The sequence below is a fragment of the Psychrobacter sp. H8-1 genome, assembly GCF_904846575.1.
Lineage (GTDB): Bacteria > Pseudomonadota > Gammaproteobacteria > Pseudomonadales > Moraxellaceae > Psychrobacter > Psychrobacter fulvigenes.
In genome coordinates this window covers 1,940,234-1,961,955 of the sequence record NZ_CAJHBG010000001.1, presented here as the reverse complement: position 1 = coordinate 1,961,955, position 21,722 = coordinate 1,940,234, and the positions used below count along the sequence as shown (strand labels likewise).

Annotated in this window: 18 protein-coding genes and 1 pseudogene; 14 read left to right on the top strand and 5 right to left on the bottom strand. The window is 44.9% G+C overall.

The genetic code is table 11. The features are described from left to right. Window positions 1-54 precede the first annotated feature (54 nt). The 4 genes from JMY01_RS07945 to JMY01_RS07930 all read left to right on the top strand — a co-directional run bounded on the left by JMY01_RS07945 (window position 55) and on the right by JMY01_RS07930 (window position 5,381). The gene (locus JMY01_RS07945; protein ID WP_201575057.1) at window positions 55-810 is read left to right on the top strand and encodes a 16S rRNA (uracil(1498)-N(3))-methyltransferase; all 756 of its coding nucleotides are present in this window, start codon (window positions 55-57) and stop codon (window positions 808-810) included. A gap of 277 nt (window positions 811-1,087) precedes the next feature. After that, window positions 1,088-2,221, top strand: coding sequence for an extracellular solute-binding protein (locus tag JMY01_RS07940; protein ID WP_201575056.1), 1,134 nt, complete (start codon window positions 1,088-1,090; stop codon window positions 2,219-2,221). Between the two features lie 127 nt (window positions 2,222-2,348). Next, a complete protein-coding gene (locus JMY01_RS07935) occupies window positions 2,349-4,019 on the top strand; it encodes an iron ABC transporter permease (protein ID WP_201577368.1) in 1,671 nt (556 codons plus the stop codon). Window positions 4,020-4,124: 105 nt separating this feature from the next. Then, window positions 4,125-5,381: an ABC transporter ATP-binding protein gene (locus tag JMY01_RS07930; RefSeq protein ID WP_201575055.1), complete on the top strand. Its 1,257-nt coding sequence runs from the start codon at window positions 4,125-4,127 to the stop codon at window positions 5,379-5,381. A 45-nt stretch (window positions 5,382-5,426) separates the two neighbouring features. Here JMY01_RS07930 and JMY01_RS07925 read toward each other — a convergent pair whose 3' ends face one another. Both JMY01_RS07925 and JMY01_RS07920 read right to left on the bottom strand, forming a co-directional pair. Then, window positions 5,427-6,293, bottom strand: coding sequence for a methyltransferase domain-containing protein (locus JMY01_RS07925; protein ID WP_201575054.1), 867 nt, complete (start codon window positions 6,291-6,293; stop codon window positions 5,427-5,429). 78 nt (window positions 6,294-6,371) lie between these two features. Further along, window positions 6,372-6,653, bottom strand: a complete 282-nt coding sequence (locus JMY01_RS07920; protein WP_201575053.1) for a hypothetical protein — start codon at window positions 6,651-6,653, stop codon at window positions 6,372-6,374. A gap of 356 nt (window positions 6,654-7,009) precedes the next feature. Between JMY01_RS07920 and JMY01_RS07915 the strand changes: the two genes are divergently transcribed. Together JMY01_RS07915 and gyrA are read left to right on the top strand one after the other, a co-directional pair. Continuing rightward, window positions 7,010-8,683, top strand: coding sequence for a S9 family peptidase (locus JMY01_RS07915; RefSeq protein WP_201575052.1), 1,674 nt, complete (start codon window positions 7,010-7,012; stop codon window positions 8,681-8,683). A 398-nt stretch (window positions 8,684-9,081) separates the two neighbouring features. Then, window positions 9,082-10,983, top strand: a pseudogene (gene gyrA / locus JMY01_RS07910) (DNA gyrase subunit A); the annotation flags it as partial. A 135-nt stretch (window positions 10,984-11,118) separates the two neighbouring features. Here gyrA and JMY01_RS14445 read toward each other — a convergent pair. Next, entirely contained in the window at window positions 11,119-11,214 is a 96-nt protein-coding gene (locus JMY01_RS14445; RefSeq protein WP_374220370.1) for a hypothetical protein, read from the bottom strand. On the opposite strand from JMY01_RS14445, the gene JMY01_RS14440 reads away from it, so the two are divergent. From JMY01_RS14440 to JMY01_RS07885, 6 genes are all read left to right on the top strand, one after another. Next, the gene (locus JMY01_RS14440; RefSeq protein WP_227678007.1) at window positions 11,191-11,928 is read left to right on the top strand and encodes a DNA gyrase C-terminal beta-propeller domain-containing protein; all 738 of its coding nucleotides are present in this window, start codon (window positions 11,191-11,193) and stop codon (window positions 11,926-11,928) included. The genes JMY01_RS14445 and JMY01_RS14440 overlap by 24 nt on opposite strands. A gap of 197 nt (window positions 11,929-12,125) precedes the next feature. Beyond that, the gene (gene rarD / locus JMY01_RS07905; RefSeq protein ID WP_201575051.1) at window positions 12,126-13,196 is read left to right on the top strand and encodes an EamA family transporter RarD; all 1,071 of its coding nucleotides are present in this window, start codon (window positions 12,126-12,128) and stop codon (window positions 13,194-13,196) included. Window positions 13,197-13,464: 268 nt separating this feature from the next. After that, window positions 13,465-14,535 carry an EamA family transporter RarD gene (gene rarD / locus JMY01_RS07900; RefSeq protein WP_201575050.1) on the top strand — a complete coding sequence of 357 codons (1,071 nt, stop codon included), beginning with the start codon at window positions 13,465-13,467 and terminating at the stop codon, window positions 14,533-14,535. 438 nt (window positions 14,536-14,973) lie between these two features. Next, complete coding sequence (locus tag JMY01_RS07895) at window positions 14,974-15,642, top strand: glutathione S-transferase (RefSeq protein WP_201575049.1); 669 nt, start codon at window positions 14,974-14,976, stop codon at window positions 15,640-15,642. A 152-nt stretch (window positions 15,643-15,794) separates the two neighbouring features. Further along, the gene (locus JMY01_RS07890; protein ID WP_201575048.1) at window positions 15,795-16,043 is read left to right on the top strand and encodes a hypothetical protein; all 249 of its coding nucleotides are present in this window, start codon (window positions 15,795-15,797) and stop codon (window positions 16,041-16,043) included. Between the two features lie 42 nt (window positions 16,044-16,085). After that, window positions 16,086-17,216: a ribonuclease Z gene (locus JMY01_RS07885; protein WP_201575047.1), complete on the top strand. Its 1,131-nt coding sequence runs from the start codon at window positions 16,086-16,088 to the stop codon at window positions 17,214-17,216. A gap of 134 nt (window positions 17,217-17,350) precedes the next feature. On the opposite strand, the gene JMY01_RS07880 is transcribed toward JMY01_RS07885, so the two are convergent. Beyond that, entirely contained in the window at window positions 17,351-18,346 is a 996-nt protein-coding gene (locus tag JMY01_RS07880; protein WP_227677760.1) for an ATP-binding protein, read from the bottom strand. Between the two features lie 70 nt (window positions 18,347-18,416). Between JMY01_RS07880 and JMY01_RS07875 the strand changes: the two genes are divergently transcribed. After that, a complete protein-coding gene (locus JMY01_RS07875; protein WP_201575046.1) occupies window positions 18,417-19,445 on the top strand; it encodes a protein kinase in 1,029 nt (342 codons plus the stop codon). Between the two features lie 163 nt (window positions 19,446-19,608). Here the strand turns inward: JMY01_RS07875 and JMY01_RS07870 are convergent, their stop codons facing one another. After that, window positions 19,609-20,913 (bottom strand): lytic murein transglycosylase, encoded by a 1,305-nt coding sequence (locus JMY01_RS07870; protein WP_201575045.1) that lies wholly within the window; start codon window positions 20,911-20,913, stop codon window positions 19,609-19,611. Between the two features lie 324 nt (window positions 20,914-21,237). Between JMY01_RS07870 and JMY01_RS07865 the strand changes: the two genes are divergently transcribed. Beyond that, window positions 21,238-21,600, top strand: a complete 363-nt coding sequence (locus JMY01_RS07865) for a helix-turn-helix transcriptional regulator (RefSeq protein ID WP_201575044.1) — start codon at window positions 21,238-21,240, stop codon at window positions 21,598-21,600. Window positions 21,601-21,722: the final 122 nt, after the last annotated feature.

Below are 21,722 nucleotides of genomic sequence, written 5' to 3'. Positions count from 1 at the left end.
AGAGTGTTTTAATTATAGTGCCCATTTTCTTGTTTTTATGAAGCGATATGCTGTATGAACTGTATCTTATTGTCTGAATCCGATATTGCACTGCCTTATGCGCAAATTAATGATCCTGCACAAATTACCCACATTCATAAAGTGTTGAATCTGCAGCCTGGTGATACCCTAAAAATAGGCCAGCTAGGTGGTCATCTTGGTACAGCGATTATTAATGAAATGACACCTAATAACATACAGCTTGCTGATGTGCAGCTTGATACTGCACCGCCGCCTAAGCTCGATGTTACGGTAGTGTTGGCCTTGCCGCGCCCAAAAGTATTACGACGCTTAATCATGGATATGACGGCACTGGGTGTGCGTGATATTATTTTGATTAACAGTTATCGTACCCAAAAAAGCTATTGGCAAAGTCCACTACTGGCGCGACTTGATGAGTTTGTCTTGGATGGGTTGCAGCAAGGCGTTGATACGGTAGCGCCGCGTATTCGTTTGCAAAAACGCTTTAAGCCTTTTGTCGAAGATGAGCTGGCCAGTTTAATCACCCATGATGCTATTGTTGCGCACCCTTATAGTGAGCTGTCATTTACACAGTATATACAGCAGCATGCTTCACAGCCAGCACCCTCTACAAAAGCAGCATTGCCAAATGTGGTTTGTATCGGTAGTGAGGGCGGCTGGATTGATTATGAGATTGAGCTGCTTGCCGCGCAGGGTTGTCAGGCCGTCCATATGGGTTCAAGGATTTTACGGACGGAGGCCGCGGTCAATGTGCTTCTTGGGCAGTGGCTATTACATAACGGTGAATAATAGCGAGTATCAAAGATGACATCCAAACCGAAAGTAGTGGAATTTAAGTCGCTGAAAAATACTGTTAAAGGCATTCTTGTCAGTTATGCTGTTAGGTATGACAAATGTATTGATAATTAATCTCATTTAGATTAGTATATGGTTTTAGTTTTATGACTGACTGGCTCTTTATTAGTTCAATTTATTAGTTTTAAAGATTAATCAACAGCTCATCATATAATGCTATTAATGCAATCTCACCTATCTATTATTTATCGCGCTAATTATGGAGAAAGCCATGTCATTGACTGCGATTACCGAGAACTTATCGTTGTCTCGTCCCGTTAAAGCCACTTTATCTGTTGCTATATTCAGCATGATGATGGGTCTTGTGGGCTGTAATAACGCCTCAACGCCTGCAGAAAATGCCGATGTCGATTCGCAAGCCCCTGACCAAGAGACGGTAACTGATACCGCAGCAGTGGCGACTGATAGTGATCAAGTGGTTACCATTTATTCATCGCGTAATGAGCAGCTGATTAAGCCGTTATTAGATAAGTATACCGAAGCCACGGGCGTAAAAATTGAACTGGTCACTGATAAGACGGGTCCACTCATGGCGCGCCTTGAAGCTGAAGGCCAGAATACGCCTGCAGATATGTTGTTGACGGTTGATGCGGGTAACCTATGGCAAGCCGCACAGCAAGGATTGTTGCAGCCAGTCGCTTCGTCGGTACTAGAGAGCAATGTACCCGCCAAATACCGTGATCCAAAAGGTCAGTGGACCGGTCTGTCACTACGTGCGCGGACTATATTTTATGATCCAAGCAAAGTAGACGCCAATCAGCTCTCTACCTATGCAGATCTTGCCGATCCAAAGTGGAAGGGTAAGCTGTGCTTGCGTACGTCAAATGCCGTCTATAACCAGTCATTGGTTGCTAGCATGATTGAGAATTTGGGCGCGGAAAAAACGGAAGAAATCATTCGTGGCTGGGTAGATAACCTAGCGACGGACGTCTTTAGCAATGACACCAGTATGCTAGAGGCCATTGCCGCAGGTCAGTGTGAAGTTGGGATTGCCAATAGTTATTACTATGGCCGTGTACTTGATGAGAAGCCTGATTTCCCTGTGCAAATATTCTGGGCTAATCAAGGCACTACAGGCACGCATGTGAATATTTCTGGTGCTGGCGTGGTCACCAACTCAGACAATCCAGATGGCGCGCTCAAATTGATGGAGTGGCTATCTTCTGATGAAGCACAAGGTATCTATGCCAGTGCTGATAAAGAATATCCTGTCAAAGAAGGTATCGATGAGTCAGAGATGCTCAGATCTTGGGGTACGTTTACGCAAGATAATATCAATGTGCAAAAGTTTGGTGAACTGCAAACTCAAGCCATTCAAATGATGGATAAAGTGGGCTATAAATAATCTGTTATAAAATAGAGCGTGTTTTGCATTCACAAATAGCCGCTGTCAGTGCTATGATTGCATGCTAAACACGCCCTATACAATTTGGCCTTTATGCGTATGACACGGTAGTATTTTTATTATGACAATGACAAAAGCTTCTACTAAAGAAGGTAATGCTGTCAAAGAAGACACTGTCAGTGACAACCATGCTATCGGTCAAGAGCATGTCATCATTAAGCGTATTTTATCGAAATCAGTCCTAGGGCTGATTTCGTTGTTTATGCTGATTCCGATTTTAATTGTACTCTTTTCATGGACACAGCCAGTCGCAGATATCTGGCAGCACATGACGGACTATGTACTGCCACAAGTAATTAAAAACACCGCTATTTTATTGCTGATGGTGACGGTGATAGCCGGTAGTATCGGCACCGCATTGGCTTTGATAACAAGCATGTACCGCTTCCCAGGACAGCGGTTTTTTTCGTGGGCGCTGATGTTGCCGCTAGCGATGCCCGCCTATGTGCTGGCCTTTGTCACGGTCGGAATCGTTGATTTTAGTGGGCCATTGCAGACTGGGCTACGTGACTTGGGGTTTAGCACCGCGATACCATCAGTACGCAATGTCTGGGGTGCTGGGCTGATACTGTCTCTGGCGTTTTATCCTTATGTATACTTGCTGGCAAGGCAGGCTTTTTTGTCACAAGGAAGGCGGGCGATTGAAGCAGGTCAAATGCTAGGGCTTAGCCGTGGTAAGGTACTGCTTCGTTTGGCATTACCACAAGCGCTGCCTTGGATAATTGGCGGGTTGTTATTAGCCTGTATGGAGACGCTCGCAGATTTTGGCGCGGTCTCAGTGTTTAATGTCGACACTTTCACCACGGCTATTTATAAAGTGTGGTTTGGCTTTTTTAGTCTAACCACTGCCGCTCAACTGGCCGCGCTGCTCATTGGGGTGGTGTTCGTTGTGGTGTTCTTTGAGCAGTATTGGCAAGCTCGGCGCGGCAGTACGGTGACCCAAGGTAGCAATCGCCGCTTTGAGACCAGCACTGCTGCCAAAATTGCGATGACGTTATTCTGTACGACCGTGTTTTTGATTGCGTTTTTAATACCGTTTTTACAGCTTCTGTATTGGACAGCGATGAATTTTCGCCAAGATTTTGATGCGCGTTACATCGATTTTGTCACCAATAGTCTGATGATAGCGGGTATGACCACGCTGCTGATTGCCTTTCTTGCCGTTATCATTGCGTGGATTAAGCGTCAGTATGCTGACAAATCAACCAAGCTCATGATAACTCTGGCCAATTTAGGCTATGTCGTACCGGGTACGGTATTGGCAGTCGGTGTTTTTATTCCTATCGCTTGGCTAGATAATCAGTTAATCGCCTTTGGTATTACCTCAAAACAAGTATTATCAGGCAGTGTCATTATCATGCTGCTTGCGCTCTCAACCCGTTTTATGACAGTGAGCTTTCAACCTATCGACCGTCAGCTACAGCGCTTGACTGTCAATCAAGAAGCTGCGGCAAAAATACTCACCACCAATCCCCTGCAGCGGTGGCGTCAAGTGGTCTTGCCGGTACTCAAACCAGGTATGCTGACTGCTCTTTTAATGGGTTTTGTCGAAGTAATGAAAGAGATGCCGATTACGCTTATGACGCGGCGGCAAAGCTGGGATACGCTTGCCGTGCGAGTGTTTGAGATGACCAGTGAGGGGATGTGGGCGAGAGCAGCCTTGCCAAGCTTACTTATTGTGCTGGTTGGACTGATTCCTGTTTGGATATTACTGCGGCAAAGTGATAAAAATAGCTAGTGTTTTTTGTCTAGTCTGGTTTATTCGCTTATCATTACTTATTACTCATCGTTATTGTTATCATATTCATCCTTTTACTCATCCCATCGCTTATTGGTAACGCTTATGCATACTGACCTGATTAAAGACTCAGCCGATCAATCCAAGCAAACTCTTACTCATCACAAAGCCCAGTTTGAGAGTGTCAAGCAAGCGACAGCGACTGCTGATGAAAAGCCTTATTTGAGCGTTAAAGATTTGGTGGTTGGCTATGATGACATCACCATTGTTGATGGTTTGTCTTTGATTCTGAAGCAAGGTGAGATTGGGTGTTTTTTGGGGTATAGCGGCTGTGGTAAGACGACAGCATTACGGGCTATTGCAGGGTTAGAGCCTACGCGTCGAGGGATCATTAGTTTGAACGGTCAGCGTCTCACGGAGCAGACAGCGCGTACATCTTTTGCCGTCGCACCTGCCAAGCGTGGCATGGGTATGGTGTTTCAAGACTATGCGCTATTCGGACACTTGACGGTCGCCAAAAACATCGCTTTTGGACTCAATAACTGGTCAAAGGCAGACAAGCAGGCACGAGTGACTGAGATGCTGAGTCTTGTTGAGTTGACTGAGCATGCTGATAAGCGTCCTGCCGAGCTTTCAGGTGGGCAGCAGCAGCGTGTCGCTTTGGCACGCGCTTTAGCACCGAAACCAAAGCTATTGTTACTTGATGAGCCGTTTTCCAACCTTGATGTGGTACTGCGTGAATCACTTGCCATGAGTGTCCGCGATATCCTAAAACGTACGAATACCACGGCGATACTGGTCACTCATGATCAGAACGAAGCCTTTGCTATCGCTGATAAAGTGGGTGTCATGTATAAAGGAAAGCTGGTGCAGTGGGCAACACCGAGCGATCTCTATCATGAGCCTATCAGTCCGTTCGTTGCCGAGTTCGTCGGTGAAGGGGCGATGATAGATGGGATTATTCAAGAGGGACACGTTGAGACCGCACTCGGTGATATCTATCGGCGGATGGAAGTCTATGATGAGTCAGGGCAGCCGCAGTACTGTGAGTACGATTATCCAAATGGTACGCCGATCAAAGTATTGGTGCGTCCAGATGACATCATTCACGATGATGAGAGTACTCAGACAGCACTGGTTGTCGGTCGCGTCTTTCGCGGTGCCAATTATCTATATCGCTTACAACTTGCCGATGGTCAGACCGTTCTCTCTCTCGTCCCCAGTCATCACAATCATGAGATTGGTACTCATATCGGTATTTTGCCCATACTAGAGCATGTGGTGGTGTTTGATGAAAAAGACATCAATGCCACGACTTGGTCAGAATATGATCGAGCTTCGATGGTGGATGAAACCGAATAGCTACTCCATATGATCTAATAAAGCTTGAGTTTAAGACGGTGATATTTATCGAGTGGCCATCACATGCAGATAGCGTCCGAGCCATTTATAAGGCTCTTGTTGTGAGTAGCGTAACTCCATTCGAATGACGGCTTCTGGGTCGTTATGTCCACCGCGCTTTAGCGGTGCATAGTCATGAAAGACCCGCAGACCGCTCCCTAGCACGATTTTATAATCATGCTGCTGTAGCCAAGCGGCTACTTCTTCTTTGGCGACTGGATGATTGGGAGTTAGGCTTTTTTTGTTGTCTGCTTTATTGCCACTCTCATCAACCAAGGCATCAAGCATGTTGAAATTACCCATAATTAAATTACGATAATCAAAGCTCGCTGGATTGTAAAAGCACAATGAAAGCACGCCACCATCAGCCAACTGCCTATCAAAGAAGTCCATCACTGCCTCAGGCTCTGCTAGCCATTCAAGCAACGCGTGACACAGTATCAAATCAAACTTAATTGCATCATCTTTAGCCAGCTTATCTTCAAGCGCTTGATAAGGGCAGACATGCCAAGTGATGTCTAAATGCTTATCAGTCTGGTTTGCGTTTGCTTTGGCTTTTTCGAGCATGTTCTCTGAGATATCATTAATCACCACGCTATGGCCTTGCTTGGCAAGCTCAAGCACAATCTGAGCCAGACCAGCGCCCACATCTAAGATACGTAAAGGCCGCCCAAGACTTTGGCTCATCTGTGCGCTATATGCAAAAATATCACGGCGTAACACCGCCAGTCGAATCTCACCTTTTAAACCACCGTAGACCTTTTTTTCAAAATGATCAGCAATGGCATCAAAGCTACGATCCGTCCGTTCTTCTTGTGGTAGCACTATTGAGTTGTCTACTTGATTTTGCATATTTTGATTATCAGTTTGCATAGGAGGTTTAGGTCGTTAAAATTTTGGACTTATTAGGACATTTGACGGGTTTTGTATTTAAGGTGTTCACTTAAGCTCTTAGCGCTTCAGCCTTCTGTTAATCACCCATTTAAAGACTACTTTGGATAAGGTGATGATGACAAAGACCACTGCGACAAATACCCACATACCATTGCCTTGTAGGTTTTCTTGGTAGGCTTGCGCTAAATAAGCGGATAAAGCCATAGCGGCCAACAGTGCTCCCCAGCGGATATAAGGCAATGCGCGGTTGTCATGGTTAGGAAAACTGGCAACATAATCGCTAGAAAAGCTGTACAGCACCATGGCCAAAATCCAGACGATAGCAAGAATGATATCCATAATAATGAGAGCCTGTTTAATAGTTACTTAAGAGTAGTGACTTGAAGTAATGACATTTAGGGTAAAAGTGATGAGACAGTGTAGCGGGTAGAAATTTTTTGTCTACAATATCTGAATGTTTTTATGGTATCAAAAGTGATTTTTAGAGCGGCGCGTAACTTTAGCATCGAAAGAGGAGAAGTATCTAGTGAGACGTTTTGCGGTAGCTTTTTATAAGGGTTTACGGTATAAACAGTAAGGTATAAGAAATAGCATTAAAAATTTATACTTATTAAAAAAAGCTCACAAAATGGCTTTTATATACTGCCAAGGATACAAGGTAGTTTTCTATTTTATCACTGCTAAGGATAGAAATCATGATTAAATCTAAACCTGATACCGCACAAGACTTCCGTTCAGATTCGTTATCTGTTTTGACCAGTATTAAAAATACATCAACATTAACGCGCTGTATACTGACAGTCACGCTAGCAAGCAGCCTACTAATGGCGGGTTGCGGAGAAGATAGTAACTCTAGTATTTATTATAATAATGCACCCAAACCGATCGCCACCTTTACTCCGAGTCAAATAGATGCAGAGCTGTATAAAGCCTCAGAGATAGGCAAAGCAGTCACGCCAGATGCCGTCTGCGGCGTTGCAGTAGAAAAAATCAGCTATCAGACCAAAGGTTCAGCAGGTGAAACGACTAATGCGACTGCGGCTCTGATGTTACCAACTGGTGATAGTGAAGACTGTCAAGGTGATCGTCCTGTATTATTGCATGCACATGGTACGGCGACTGAGAAGTCGTATGACTTTACTCAAGTAGGCAATATTGATAATCCTGCTGGTGCGAGAGCAACTTTGATGGCGGCAAACTTCGCTGCCCAAGGTTATATCGTCGTCGCTCCTAACTATGCGGGATATGACACATCTACGCTCGATTATCATCCGTATTTAAATGCTAAGCAGCAATCAGAAGAGATGGTGACAGCCTTAGATACTGCGCGTACGATGATGCAACAACAAAAAAGCGCAGGTAATATCAAATACACCAAGGTTAATGACTCTGGCAAGCTATTTTTGACAGGTTACTCGCAGGGTGGGCATGTTGCGATGGCAACGGCACGACTTTTAGAGCAGCAAGGAAAGTCAGTAACAGCGATGGCACCCTCTTCAGGCCCTTATGCGCTCGCAGCATTTGGTGATGCAATATTTGCAGGGAACGTCAATCTTGGTGCCACTGCCTTTGCGCCGTTGTTGGCGAGAAGCCTACAAAACGTGAATAATGACATATATGATCGTCCTACCGATCTTTTCTTACCGCAGTTTGCAGATTCCAAGTTACCAACAGCATCAAGCTTTGAAGATCTTATAATAACTGGAAAACTGCCGCAAACGGCACTCTTTCAAACAGCCCCGACTGGTATTCCAAGCCTTGATGCCACTACTCCAGAAGAAGGTTTTGGTTTTGCAGATAGCAATTACTTGATTCAAACCAGTTTTCGCGCAACTTATTTGATGGATGTTCAGTCAAATCCTGATGGATTGTTGGTCAAAGGTGGCAATGCCATGCCAGCCTTAAGTCCAGGCAATACACTACGAAAGGCCCTCAAAGTCAATGACTTGCGCGGCTATGTACCCACTATGCCAACTTTAATATGTGGTGGCAATCAGGATCCAATGGTGTTTTTTGATCTAAATACTGGCTCAATGGCTGCATTGCTACAAGGCGCAAGTCTACAGAACCCAGCGGCAAACATTAATGTCACAGTATTGGATGTTGACGCTACTAATTTAGCAGATCGTAATCAAAGTACATTAACTACAATCGGCCAAGCGTCGACGAATCCTTGGGATATTCAAGCGATTGTTGATAATGTCCAAGCTAACTTCTCAAGTACAGCTCAGCTAGTGATGGACAATGCACCCTCTCAAGGTGTATCACCAGAAGTGGCATTCATAAGTACGTATCACGCTGGTCTTGTGAGTACGGCTTGTACCAACGCCACACGCCAGTTCTTCGATCAAGAATTTAATTCGATCTAAAAAGCTTTAAAATTTACGTTAGGCAAATAGTATTAGCATTAAAAGACTGTATCCATTGGATGCAGTTTTTTTTATAAAACAGCAAAATCTATCAATCTAAATAGATATGTCGCTAGGGTCAGTGAAATGTTAATAAATGGTCTAAATAATGACTACTAGTAACCTGATTTGCTTGATTTTAATACCGTGCAAATGCCCCTAACACGGCAAATTTGTGCTAAAATGGCTTCTTTTATTCAACATTAAAACTATCGCTATTTCTCTATAGGTTTGAGTTGTTTGTAAGCTTTTTTGATGGTCACTAACTTAATAAAATAACGGCGCATTTGTGCCGTTATTTTTGACTGTAAATGCTTATATATAAATACTAGAGAGTAGGTGTGAGTGAAGGAGTGTATATGAGCGAATCGGTCAGTCCTATTGGCATCGTAGAGGAACTAAAGCAATCCTATTTGGATTATGCGATGAGCGTGATCGTCTCGCGTGCGCTGCCTGATGTGCGTGATGGGTTCAAGCCTGTACACCGCCGTGTGATGTATGCCATGCACGTGCTATCTAACGACTACAACAAGCCTTACAAGAAGTCGGCGCGTGTGGTCGGTGATGTCATCGGTAAATATCACCCGCATGGCGATAGTGCCGTCTATGATGCGATTGTGCGGATGGCGCAGGACTTTAGTTTGCGTTATCCAATGGTTGACGGTCAAGGTAACTTTGGCTCGATCGATGACGATCCACCGGCAGCGATGCGTTATACCGAAGTACGTATGACCAAGCTTACCCACCAGATGCTCGCTGATCTGGATAAAGACACGGTTGATTGGGAAGATAACTACGATGGCTCTGAGCGCATGCCAAGCGTGATGCCAGCGCGTATTCCCAACCTACTGGTCAACGGTGCGACTGGTATCGCAGTCGGCATGGCGACCAATATGGCGCCGCATAACCTGACCGAAGTGATCAATGCTTGTCTGGCTTATGCTGAGAATCCGCAAGTTTCGGCGGAAGAGCTGATGTCACACATATCGGGTCCCGACTTTCCAACAGGCGGTATCATCTATGGCCGCGCAGGTATTTTAGATGCTTATCGTACTGGTAAAGGTCGTCTACATGTACGTGGTCGCTACCATATCGAAGCCATGAGTGACAGCGGTGTCAACCGTGATCGTGAGCGTATTGTCTTCACTGAAGTTCCTTATCAAGCCAACAAAGCCAAGCTGATTGAACGTATCGCAGAACTGGTACGTGACAAAAAAATCGAAGGCATCAGCGAGATTCGTGACGAGTCTGATAAAGACGGCATGCGTATCGCCATTGACCTGCGTCGCGGCGAGACGGCTGAAGTGATTGTTAACAACTTGTTCCTACAAACGCCACTAGAATCAAGCTTCAGTATCAACATGGTGGCGCTGGATAACGGTCAGCCAAAACTACTGACCTTGCGTCAGCTGATTGCTGCTTTTGTCCGTCATCGTCAAGAAGTCGTGACCCGCCGTACTATTTTTGAGCTGAATAAAGCGCGAGTTCGTGGACATTTGCTAGAAGGCCTAACCGTTGCACTGGCGAATATTGACGAGATTATTGCTACTATTAAAGCCTCTGCTAGTCGCGGTGAAGCACGTGAAAGCTTATTGAATAACACTTGGGGCTCAGGTAGCGTGGTAGCCATGCTAGAAGCTGCTGGCAGTCAGTCTGTACGTCCTGAGTTTATCGAAGGTGAAGATCCAAAAGCACCGTTTGGCTTAATCGATGGCAGCGTTGAAGGTGAACAGCGCTATCGTTTGTCGCTCGATCAGGTCAATGCTATTTTAGAGATGCAGTTGCATCGCTTGACGGGTCTTGAGCAAGACAAATTGACTGAAGAATATCAGGATCTCTTGCGTGAGATTGCTCACTTAGAGTCTATCCTTGGTGATTTTAATAAGCTGATGACCATTATCTCTAACGAGATGATCGAAATCCGTGATAACTTTGGTGACGAGCGCCGCACCGATATTATTGATTCACGTACTGACTTTAGCCGTGAAGACCTGATCCCTGAACAAACGGTTGTAATGACCGTATCGCGCACTGGCTACGCCAAAACTCAGCCGATTGATGATTATGTCGCACAAAAGCGTGGCGGCAAAGGTAAGTCTGCTACGGCGATGAAAGAAGATGATGTGATTGATCATCTGGTCGTGACCTCCACCCATGCCACTGTACTTTGCTTCACTGATAGTGGCCGTGTCTTTAGCTTACGTGGTTTTGAAGTGCCTATTGCCAGTCGCGGCTCTCGTGGTCGTCCACTCGTAAACCTAATTGGCTTGAACGGCGATGAAACCGTTACGACGATATTGCCCATTCCAAAAGTAGTGGAAGAGTTATCTGCTAAAGGCGATACAGCATTAACAGACACTTCAATAGATAATGATATAAATAGTGATGACGGCTTATTAGAAGATAGTAACGAAGGCAGCAACGAAGCAGAGCCGCCTTTTGTATTCTTTGCAACCGCCAATGGTACGGTGAAGCGGGTAGAGCTCAAGCAGTTTGCTAATATCCGTTCGAACGGTTTGATTGCGGTTGGTTTGGAAGAAGGCGATAAGTTGGTGAGCGCACGTATCACTAGCGGTAGCCAAGAAGTGATGCTGTTTGCTTCAAGTGGTAAAGCCATTCGTTTTGATGAGAATGATGCCCGCGCTATGGGCCGTACTGCAAAAGGCGTTCGTGGTATGCGTCTGGCTGCCGATGAGTTTATCAAGTCATTGGTCGTTATCGAAGATGATGTACGCGAAATCTTAATCGCTTGTGAAAACGGCTATGGTAAACGTACCTTTGTCGATGAGTTCAACACCCAAAATCGCGGTGGCGGCGGTGTGATCGCTATCAAGACCAGTGACCGTAATGGTGCACTCGTTCGTGCCACTAAGGTTGAGCCTGAAGATGATATTATCTTAATCTCAGACAAAGGAACGCTAGTACGCACGCCAGTTGAGCATGTGGCCAGCTCTGGTCGTAATACGCAGGGTGTCACTCTTATTCGTCTATCAAAAGATGAAAAGCTGGTCGCTATGGCGCGTGTTGAGCATGAAGAAGATGACAATGAACTAATCGACGCCATGAAAGAAGAAGGCACTTTTGAATCAGAGTCTCATGCGCAAACAGAAGTAGATGCTACGGATATTCTTGTGAATGATGACATCTCCATTGACAGCGATATTGATAATGAAGATGGCGGTGATGAGGCTAAAGATGACGAATAAATGTCTATCTAAATAGTTTTTAGTCTGGTTTTTATAACTGTTCTAAAAAAGCCTCTGACGTTATCGTTGGAGGCTTTTTTTCTGCAGTCAGTGCAAAAAAATGAAGTAAGTAGACCATAGGTCTTTTTTAATTCTTAACGGCTCTAAGATTTCTTATAAATAATGCCAACAAAGTTCTATTTTTTAAGGCTGTTTTCATGATAACTACCAATCGCACCTTTCAAGGAACCGTTGCCTCGGTATCATCAAGTTTTTTATTCTCATTGATGTTTTTGTTTGGCCTGTTTATGCAACCCTTATCGGGTACCCAAGTAGCATCATGGCGCATACTCATGATGCTATTAAGCTTGGTGTTATTGGTCAGTTTTACCAAACAGTGGCAGCATGTTTTTGATTATATAAAAAAGTTAAAAGCCCCCAAAGAGTGGCTGTTATTTGTGTTGCCAACGCCGATATTGGGTGGGCAAATCTGGCTGTTTATGTGGGGGCCAGTCAACGGTTATGGTCTAGATGTGACCTTGGGTTACTTTTTACTACCACTGGTGATGATACTGATTGGGCGCTTTTTTTATCACGAAGATATGAGTATCTGGCAGTGGGTAGCAGCGCTCTGTGCTGCGATGGGTGTAGGCTTCGATATCTTTCAATATGGTTCGATATCTTGGGTGACTTTGTTTGCGTGCTTGGGTTATCCGCCCTATTATTTATTGCGCCGTAAACTTGCCGTACCACCGGTTACTGGTTTGCTGTCTGATTTGACCTTACTGTCGCCACTGATGTTAATCATGCTTTATAGTAGTGGTGGCTTTAGTCTGGCGTTGGAGTCTGTCAAGTTTTGGTACTTGTTGCCGCTATTGGGTGCGTTTAGTGCGCTTGCTATGGCGCTGTCGATGGTTGCCAGTCGTAAATTACCTGTCTCGTTATTTGGTGCTTTGAGCTACCTTGAGCCGATGCTGTTGTTTGTGTTGTCCGTGACGGTATTGAATCAAAGTATCGATGAAGGCGGCTCTCTATTTATGTATGGCATGGTCAGTTTGGCATTATTATTCATGATTATGGACAGTATAATGGGCTATATTACCCGCAGCCGTGAGGGTAGCTTGCATGGGTACAATGAACCACAAATAGACACGTACCCGCCGCGTCAACGCTTGATAAATCGCCGTATAGAAGGGGTATTAAGGGCACATAGATTTCGCAGAATTCGTCGCTATCAAGAGCGGATAGATAGAATCAAGCAAAAAATTGAGCAGTTAGATTCAGAGTAAGGTGTTATATAAAACCAATTAATTAAACTGAACGTATAAGTTGACGGATCAGTTGCGTAAGTTCATTGTTTATCTGCTCTGACTTTGACATAATGCTGCCCATGATAAAAGCTAAGCAAACCCAAAGCATTTATCGCAGAATAAATACTATGATTATCTTTGTAGTATAGATATCGTATAGACAAAAAGCCTCCGACGTTCGCGTCTGAGGCTTTTGTTTTTTTCTAAAATTGCCAAGGAAGCGCGCTAACTCTTTAAGGCTATTGTTATGTTCACCACCAACCAAACTGCGCAGGGTACTGTTACTGCGGTGGCGGCAAACTTCTTATACTCGTTATTGTTTTTATTCGGCTTGATTATGCAGCCGCTGTCAGGTACGCAAGTGGCTTCATGGCGCGTCCTTATGATGCTGTTCAGTTTGGTGCTATTAGTGACTGTGCTGAAGCAGTGGCAACATATCTTTGATTATTTAAAGACATTAAAGACCCCGATGGAGTGGTTTTTATTCATCATTCCAACGCCGATTTTGGGTGCCCAAATTTGGATCTTTATGTGGGCGCCAGTGAATGGCTATGGTTTGGATGTTACCCTGGGCTATTTTTTATACCCGATGATCATGATTATAGTGGGGCGGTTTTTTTATAATGAAGAGATGAGTCCGCTGCAGTGGCTTGCAACCATATGTGCAGGCGCAGGCATTGCTTATGATATATTTCAATACGGTACGATTTCTTGGGCGACCTTGTTTGTCTGTTTGGGATATCCGCCTTATTATCTTTTACGCCGTAAACTAGCAGTTCCGCCAATCACAGGGCTTATCTCTGACCTGATTTTACTGTTGCCAGTGGTGCTGGTAGCGCTCTATGTTAGCGGTGGTTTTGAGCTTGCCATCACGACCAATAAGCTTTGGTATCTATTGCCGTTATTGGGTGTCATCAGTACGGCTGCGATGTCGCTAACGATGGTTGCGAGCCGCAAGCTGCCAGTCTCTTTGTTTGGCACTTTGTGCTATCTTGAGCCGATATTTTTGTTTATATTCTCCATCACTATCTTTCATCAAAGTGTCGATGAGGGCGGCTCTGTACTGATGTACGCTATGATCTTCATCGCACTGATGATTATGATCTTGGATAGCGCGCTTGGTTACTTAGCACGCCGCCGTGACAATCGGCTACATGGCTACAATGAGCCACAAGTCGGTAGCTTTCCGCCGCGTCGTCGTCTAAAAAACCGCCGAATTCAAGGTGTGTTGACGGCGCATCGATTCCGTAAAATCAGACGTTATCAGCACAAAATAGATAAGATGGCGCATAAGATTGACCAGCTATATTCTAAGTAGTAACAATATCTGCGATATAATTAAACACTTGAAAATAGGTACAGTGCTGCTGGTATTGATTTTTCGTAGCCTCTGTCGGCGTAGGCACAGCACGCAAGGAAAATTAATGCTAGCAGCACGTGACATAGAGCGTGCCAGTATTATTTAGGATTAACGATAAGGTGGTCACGACGCCTAATACGATGGGTGAATAACTGATGACCGCATCAGGCGCAGAATGATAAATCAACGCTGGCTATAAAGCTGACTCTACAGGCACAGTTTTCTTGATGTTTTCGCGACGATTGCCTGTCTAAGTTATATTAATAGTAGAACAAGTGCGTTATTATCAACAGCAAATTTGTGTCGCTCTGCGGCATTGAGGCTACAGTTTAAAATACTTTGCTGAGTAAAATATAAATCTGGTTCATCAGCATTTACTACTATGAGGATAAGTCTATGTTACACCTGCATCATTTGGAAAACTCACGCTCGTTTCGTATCATATGGTTGTTAGAAGAGTTGAATGTCGACTATCAGCTGACGAGTTATCAGCGCAATAAAGATTTTCGCGCGCCTGAGAGCTTGAAGCAAATCCATCCACTCGGTCACACGCCTATATTGGAAGTGAATGATCGGCCACTGGTTGAGTCTGGTTTTATCATTGAATATCTGCTCAAGCACTATGATAAAGAACAAAAATTTAAGCCTGCTGATGATAATGAAGAAGCGTGGGAAGCTTATACTTTTTGGCTACATTTCGCTGAGGCTTCAATCATGCCGCTATTGGTGATGCGTTTGGTTTTTACCAAGGTTGTCGAAAAATCGCCATTACTCATCAAACCTGTTAGCAAAAGTATTCATAAGCAAGTTGAAAACAATATGATTAATAGCAGTTTGACAAAGATGCTGACGATGATGGAGCAGCAGCTACAGGACAATCATTGGTTCGCAGGCGATACCTTTAGCGCTGCGGATATTCAAATGCACCTCGCCGTCGTCGCTACCAATGCTGGTGAAGGGCTGGACAAGGTCAAATATGCAAACATACTGATTTGGCTGAAACGCTGCCAAGAACGTGAGGCCTTTAAACGTGCTGAAGCTAAGGGCGGTAGCATCCAGTTTTAAGCAATACCAAACCCAAAAAGTACGATTAGCGGTGTCAAACTCGCTAAGTCTACTAAGTGTAGTACTTGCACTCGCTTTCCTAGCTACTCTGATTTTTGGAAATGGTATAAGTCTCGTACTCAGTGTGGCAAGAACTCTCAAAAGGTAAAACAATGACAGATCCTAATAAACTCAATACTAAAACCACGGATACTGAGGCCGATAGCATTGCAAGGCAACAGGTGAATGCGCAGCAAGTATCCATTAAAGCATGGTCACAAAAGCTGTTGGTGGTTTTGTTATGTGTGGCAAGCTTTTACGGCGGCTGGAAGTCGCATGAATCCAGCATGGTAAATCAATGTTTTGCCAGTGGTGGGCAAATCGTTGAGGGCGCTAAAACCATCCTGTGTGAGCTACCTTAAGCGGCATTAGCTATTATGAATCCATTATATGAATGACAACGCATGCTACAACTGACTTTTTTGGGCACATCCGCAGGTGTACCGACCAAGCAGCGCAATGTGACCGCGCTGGCGGTTGAGTGTCTCAATCCCTATCTATCAGGCTCCAAGCAGTATAATAAAAAGTCGCGTCCGTGGTTGCTCATTGATTGCGGCGAGGGGACGCAGCAGCAATTGCTGCATACCAAACTATCGCTGCATCAGCTTAGCGCTATTTGCATCACTCATGTGCACGGCGACCACTGTTATGGACTACCTGGGCTGCTTGCCAGTGCTGCCATGTCAGGACGGACTGCGCCACTGACGCTTATCGCACCAAAAGCGATCGCTAAATTATTGGATACTATAACGCTCACCACTGAACTGTACTTTCCATTTGCCATCAATTTTATGGCCATTGAAGATTTGCTATCGCAACCAGACAGTGAAAGTAACGGTAAGGTAGACATTCATTTGGACAAGCAACAGCAGCTAACGATTGATATTCATCCTTTATCGCATCGGGTACCTTGTTACGGATTTGGCATTACTCAGAGCATCAATCGTCGTACCCTGAATACCGATAAACTTCTGGCAGAAGGTATCCCAGCCAGTGAATTATGGGGAAAGTTACAGCAGGGCAAAGATGTGTCTACCGAGGGTGGCAGACAGCTACGCTCGAAAGACTACGTCGATATTGAAGAGCTGCGTAGCAGAATCGTAGTAGCAGGCGATAATGACACGCCAGCTTGCTTGACCGCGGCACTTAGGGATGCAGACCTATTGATACACGAAGCGACCTATACCGCTGATGTGCTCGCAAAAGTACAGGCTAAGATGCAAGCCAGCCATTCGGACTACGACCCGATGCACAGTAGTGCCGCGCAAGTGGGTCAGTTTGCGCAAGACATTGGTCTGCCTAATTTAATACTGACTCACTTCAGCGCCCGTTATCAAAGCTTTGATAATCCTAACAGTGATACGCCAAACATGGGACATATTCGTTTAGATGCCGAAAATACTTACAAAGGCAATCTATGGTTGGCTGCTGATTTTGATCAATATAGGGTCAATGGAGCAGTAGAAGTTACTGATGGGCAAAAAGACAGCCGCGTACAGTATTTAGGCTCTGTACGCAGCGATGCAAAATCATAGCAAGACCACTCTGCGTGACTCTGATTTTTGCAGATGTCATCATCTAAGATTGGCGGTGGTTGATTTAATTTAGAAGAAGTACAAGGCAACCGAGTGCAGATGTATATGTCATACTTTAAGCGAGGTTAACGCTGTTACTCTTTTAAAGTGGATTGACTATTATCATCAGCGGCCAGTTTTGCTTGCCCTATCCAATAGCGGCTAAATTGATAGGCCACACGTCCCGAACGTCCTCCACGTTGTGATGCCCAGCGTAATGCTTCTGCTCTGATGTTTTCATCAAGCGCTTGATCATCGCTGTCGTTGCTAGTATCAGCGTCGACATTAACATTAGCCACACTGTCAATTATCTGCGCTTGTTGCAAACTTAAATAATGCTGAACGATCTGCAAATAAGTCTGTTGGTTCATCGGATAAAAAGACAACCACAAGCCAAAACGATCAGAGAGGGAGACGGTCTCATCAATGGTTTCATAAGGGTTGACCTCGTCGGTTTGCCCATCATAAATATTGACATTGTCTTTCATCAATTGTGGCAATAAATGGCGGCGATTACTGGTGGCATAGACCAATAAATTGTCTTGCTCAGAATCAAGAGATCCATCAAGCACACTCTTGAGCGTTCGATAGCTCTCGTCTTGACCATTAAAAGCAAGATCATCACAGTACACCACATAGCGGCAACCACAATCCGCTGGTAGCTCATTGATGGCGGTGCGAATCTTATCTAGCACCAGTAAGTCATCACGGGCGATTTCGATGATGCGCAGCCCTTCGCTATGATAGGCTTGCAGTAATGCTCGGATAAGTGAAGACTTACCTGCGCCGCGTGTACCTGTCATCAGTACGTGATTAGCCGGATAGCCTTTGAGGAATTGCCGCGTGTTTTGTACCAGTTTGGATTTTTGCGTATCGATACCTTGCAGGTCGTCTAAACTTAAAAACAAATTGACCGATAATGGTTCTAAGTGTCCAGTGCGACCACCGACCCAGCGATAAGCCAACTGGCTAGGGTCAATTTCAATCGTTGGGGTCACACGCTCCTTTAAGTATTGACTTAATAAATCCAACAAAGGGTCGGGCAGGGCATAATGTTCAGATGAGGTAGACGCAGTAGATAATGGAGACACAGTGACTCTAATAATTAAAAGGTGATGTTTAATGTGGTTAATAACAGGCTTATAGGGGCATTACTATATCATGAAAGATAGTGTCAGTAATCTAGCCTCTATACCAGCTTTGCAAGTGCAAGCTGTGCAAATATTGCCACCAGTGACGGCGGCATTGTCAAAGCTAGGCTATGCCGAGATAGTGCATCAGCGTATTGCTCAGCAAAACACTGAGCAAAATGTGTATGATAACGATACTATTTATCAAGGGCTCACACGTGCGCAGCAGTCACAGTTTGGTCGTGTGATGATTAAATGGCAGCTTGACACTCATCGTATGCAGCAAAAGTTAGGCTTACCCTATGAAGTGGGTATTTTAAAAGAATTAAACCATCTATGCTTATCTCAAACTCATGCTAAGCCTGTCTCATTTATAGCGCCGCCCGTCTTAAGTTGTGAGGCGCTACAGATACAAGTTCTACAGCAGAGTTGGCAGCTGAGCCTCCTTACCATGCCGTACTATACCAATGGTAGTTTGGCGAGTCTAATCGATGGTAAAAAACATCGCTCATTAATTGACAAACACAAGCAGCAACTCATCCTACAAGCCGCCCACCTCATAAACAACCTACACCAAGTCGGTTGGCTACATAACGATATCAAGCCAAGCAATATTTTGCTAGAGATATTGCAAGCAAATGATGCTGATAATAGCAGCATCTCATTTCGTTTATTGTTGAATGACTTTGCCTTGGCGGAGCGGTTTGAGAGGGCTGATGAAAATAACAGGGTTGATAGCCATAAATCGGCCGGCACGCCTGCTTATCTGGCACCTGAGCGCTGGCAAGGGCAGAGTGCAACGCTGCAAAGCGATATCTATGCATTTGGTATCATGATGTATCAATTATTAATCGGTGAGCGCCCTTTTAAGGTTGCATCACAAAGCAGCGAGCCGCTAAGAGACTGGGCACTGCAGCATTGCCAACAGCCCATTCCATCGTTGCCGATAGAGTACGAGCATTATCAAACGATCATCAATCAGACATTAGCCAAGCATGTAGAGAAGCGTTATCGGAGTATGGAGGAGGTATTAAGGGATTTAAAGAATTTACACCAGTAGCGCGTTTAGATCTATATAACAGCTCTACTTTCAACTGATTATAGCCAGTTAAAGATAAAAATGAGATAAATGCAGCATTAAAAAAGGAATGAGGGTTTTGTTGACCAATCATTCCTTTCTTTTTGCTAGCTTACTCTTACTAAGTGCTAATGTCTAAATAGCCTTACCAAGCAGTCAATGATGAGGCGCTGGTTTGACTGACAAAGCCATCAGGTGTCTGACCATTATCCGCCTGCCAGCGCTGAAACGCTTTACGGGTGTTAGTACCGAGAATGCCATCTGCACCTTTGGTATCGTAGCCAGCACTGGTCAAACGCTGCTGTAAGCGCGTGACTTGAGAGGTTGAGAGTGGACGTTCATAGCGTGGCCATGAGGTGCGTAGACCAGTTTGGCCAGCGATTGCCTTCGCCAGCAAGCTGACACCTAGAGCATAGTTTGAAGAGTTGTTATAGACTTTGATCACATCAAAGTTAGGGCTTAGTAGCAGTGCTGGGCCGTTTTTTCCAGCAGGCAACCAAAGCTCCATCTGTGTATCAGCATCCAAAAATACATCATCTATGGTATCAACCCCAAGTGCTGCCCATCGAGCGGCAGGCAGCTTAGTACTGACAGTAGAGTAATCAAAAGACGGTGGCAATACCACTTCATAGAAGGGTGCTAAGCCACGTACCCAACCAGAATTACTTAGATAGTTAGCCGTTGAGGCGAGGGCATCAGCCGTTGACCAGGGATTACGATGTCCGTTGCCATCACCGTCGACACCATGATCAAGCCAAGTGCCAGGGATGAACTGAGTCTGTCCCATGCCGCCTGCCCAAGAGCCTTCGAGCTGTGACCAAGAGACATCACCGCGCTGTAACAGCGTCATTAGAGACAATAGCTGAGTCTCTGCAAACTCTTGGCGACGACCATCATAGGCCAAGGTAGCAAGTGCGCTCGGCAGGTGACTGTTGCCTGTCACTGCACCAAAAGACGACTCCATTCCCCAGATCGCTGCGATGATCTCGGCATTCACCCCGTATTGTGACTCTAGACCTGAGAGATATGAGCGCTGCTCTGAAAACTTGTTTTTACCTGTTGATACTCGGCCACCTGACACGGCAGAATCTGCGTAATCCCACGGCATTTTAGCAAATTCAGGCTGACCTCTATCCAGCGAAACCACTTGTTGGTTTAGGTAGGCGGAGCCTAGTAGACGCTGCACATCCGAAGCACTGTAACCAGCAGACATGGCACGCATAGAAAAGTCTGACTTCCAGTCCGAAAAGCTACCATAGGTCGGCTTGGGCGTTATGACCGTTTCTTTTTGAATGATGACGGGGGCAGGTTTGACTTGAATGGTCTGGGTTTGCTCAATCTTAACATTGCCTTGGCGCACCGGTTTACTGGTTTGCTTGGTTGGTTGGCTGACACAGCTGGCAGCGAACACGATGGGTAACAGGGCAAAATAGCGCTTTTTTAACATCATAACAGGTCTCGGGTATCGGTAAGGACGACAAAGGGTTGTAGAAAAATAGGTCAAATTTACAACAAGGTTAAGCTCATAAAGCGTCTGTGCTGAGGGTTGTCACTTAGCAACGCTGAAAAATAACTGTAGCAATAAATAGGGATAAAGTCGATGGGTTAGATAAGCTTATTACTTTGTTTTAGTAAATGTGCTCGAATCATATTGTTAAGTGCTATCAGTCACTTGTATATATTTTTGATAAGTCATGGCAGTGGCTATGAGTAGCCGGCCACCAATAAACTATAATTTTTGACATTAAATTAATATGTCTGTATTATTGGACATATGGAAATAATAAATGCTATCGCAAGCTTCGCTGCGCTCTCTCAAGATACTCGTCTCAAAGCCTTTAGGTTACTTGTCAGTCAAGAGCCCGAGGGTTTACCTGCGGGTGAGATAGCCCGTCAGCTGTCTGTACCACATAACACTATGTCGGCGCATTTATCGGTGCTGGCACGAGCAGGGTGGGTAGTGTCAAAACGCCAAAGTCGGCAGATAATCTATCGCGCGTCGTTGTCGCATATGGAGGCGGTCGTGCAGTTTTTATTGCAAGACTGCTGCGCAGGACATCCAGAGCTGTGTGCTTCGCTGCTGGATAGTTTAAGCGGCTGTGAGACTGCCAAATCTAATAAACAAGACAGTTTTTAGGGCAAGCGCTAAGCTAAGCAGCTAGCTACTTTAATAAACATCTTCTTAATAACTATAGTCTATTCTAAATAAAACAGATACATTATATGTCAACGTGGAACTGGTATAAATTTTTCTGGCGT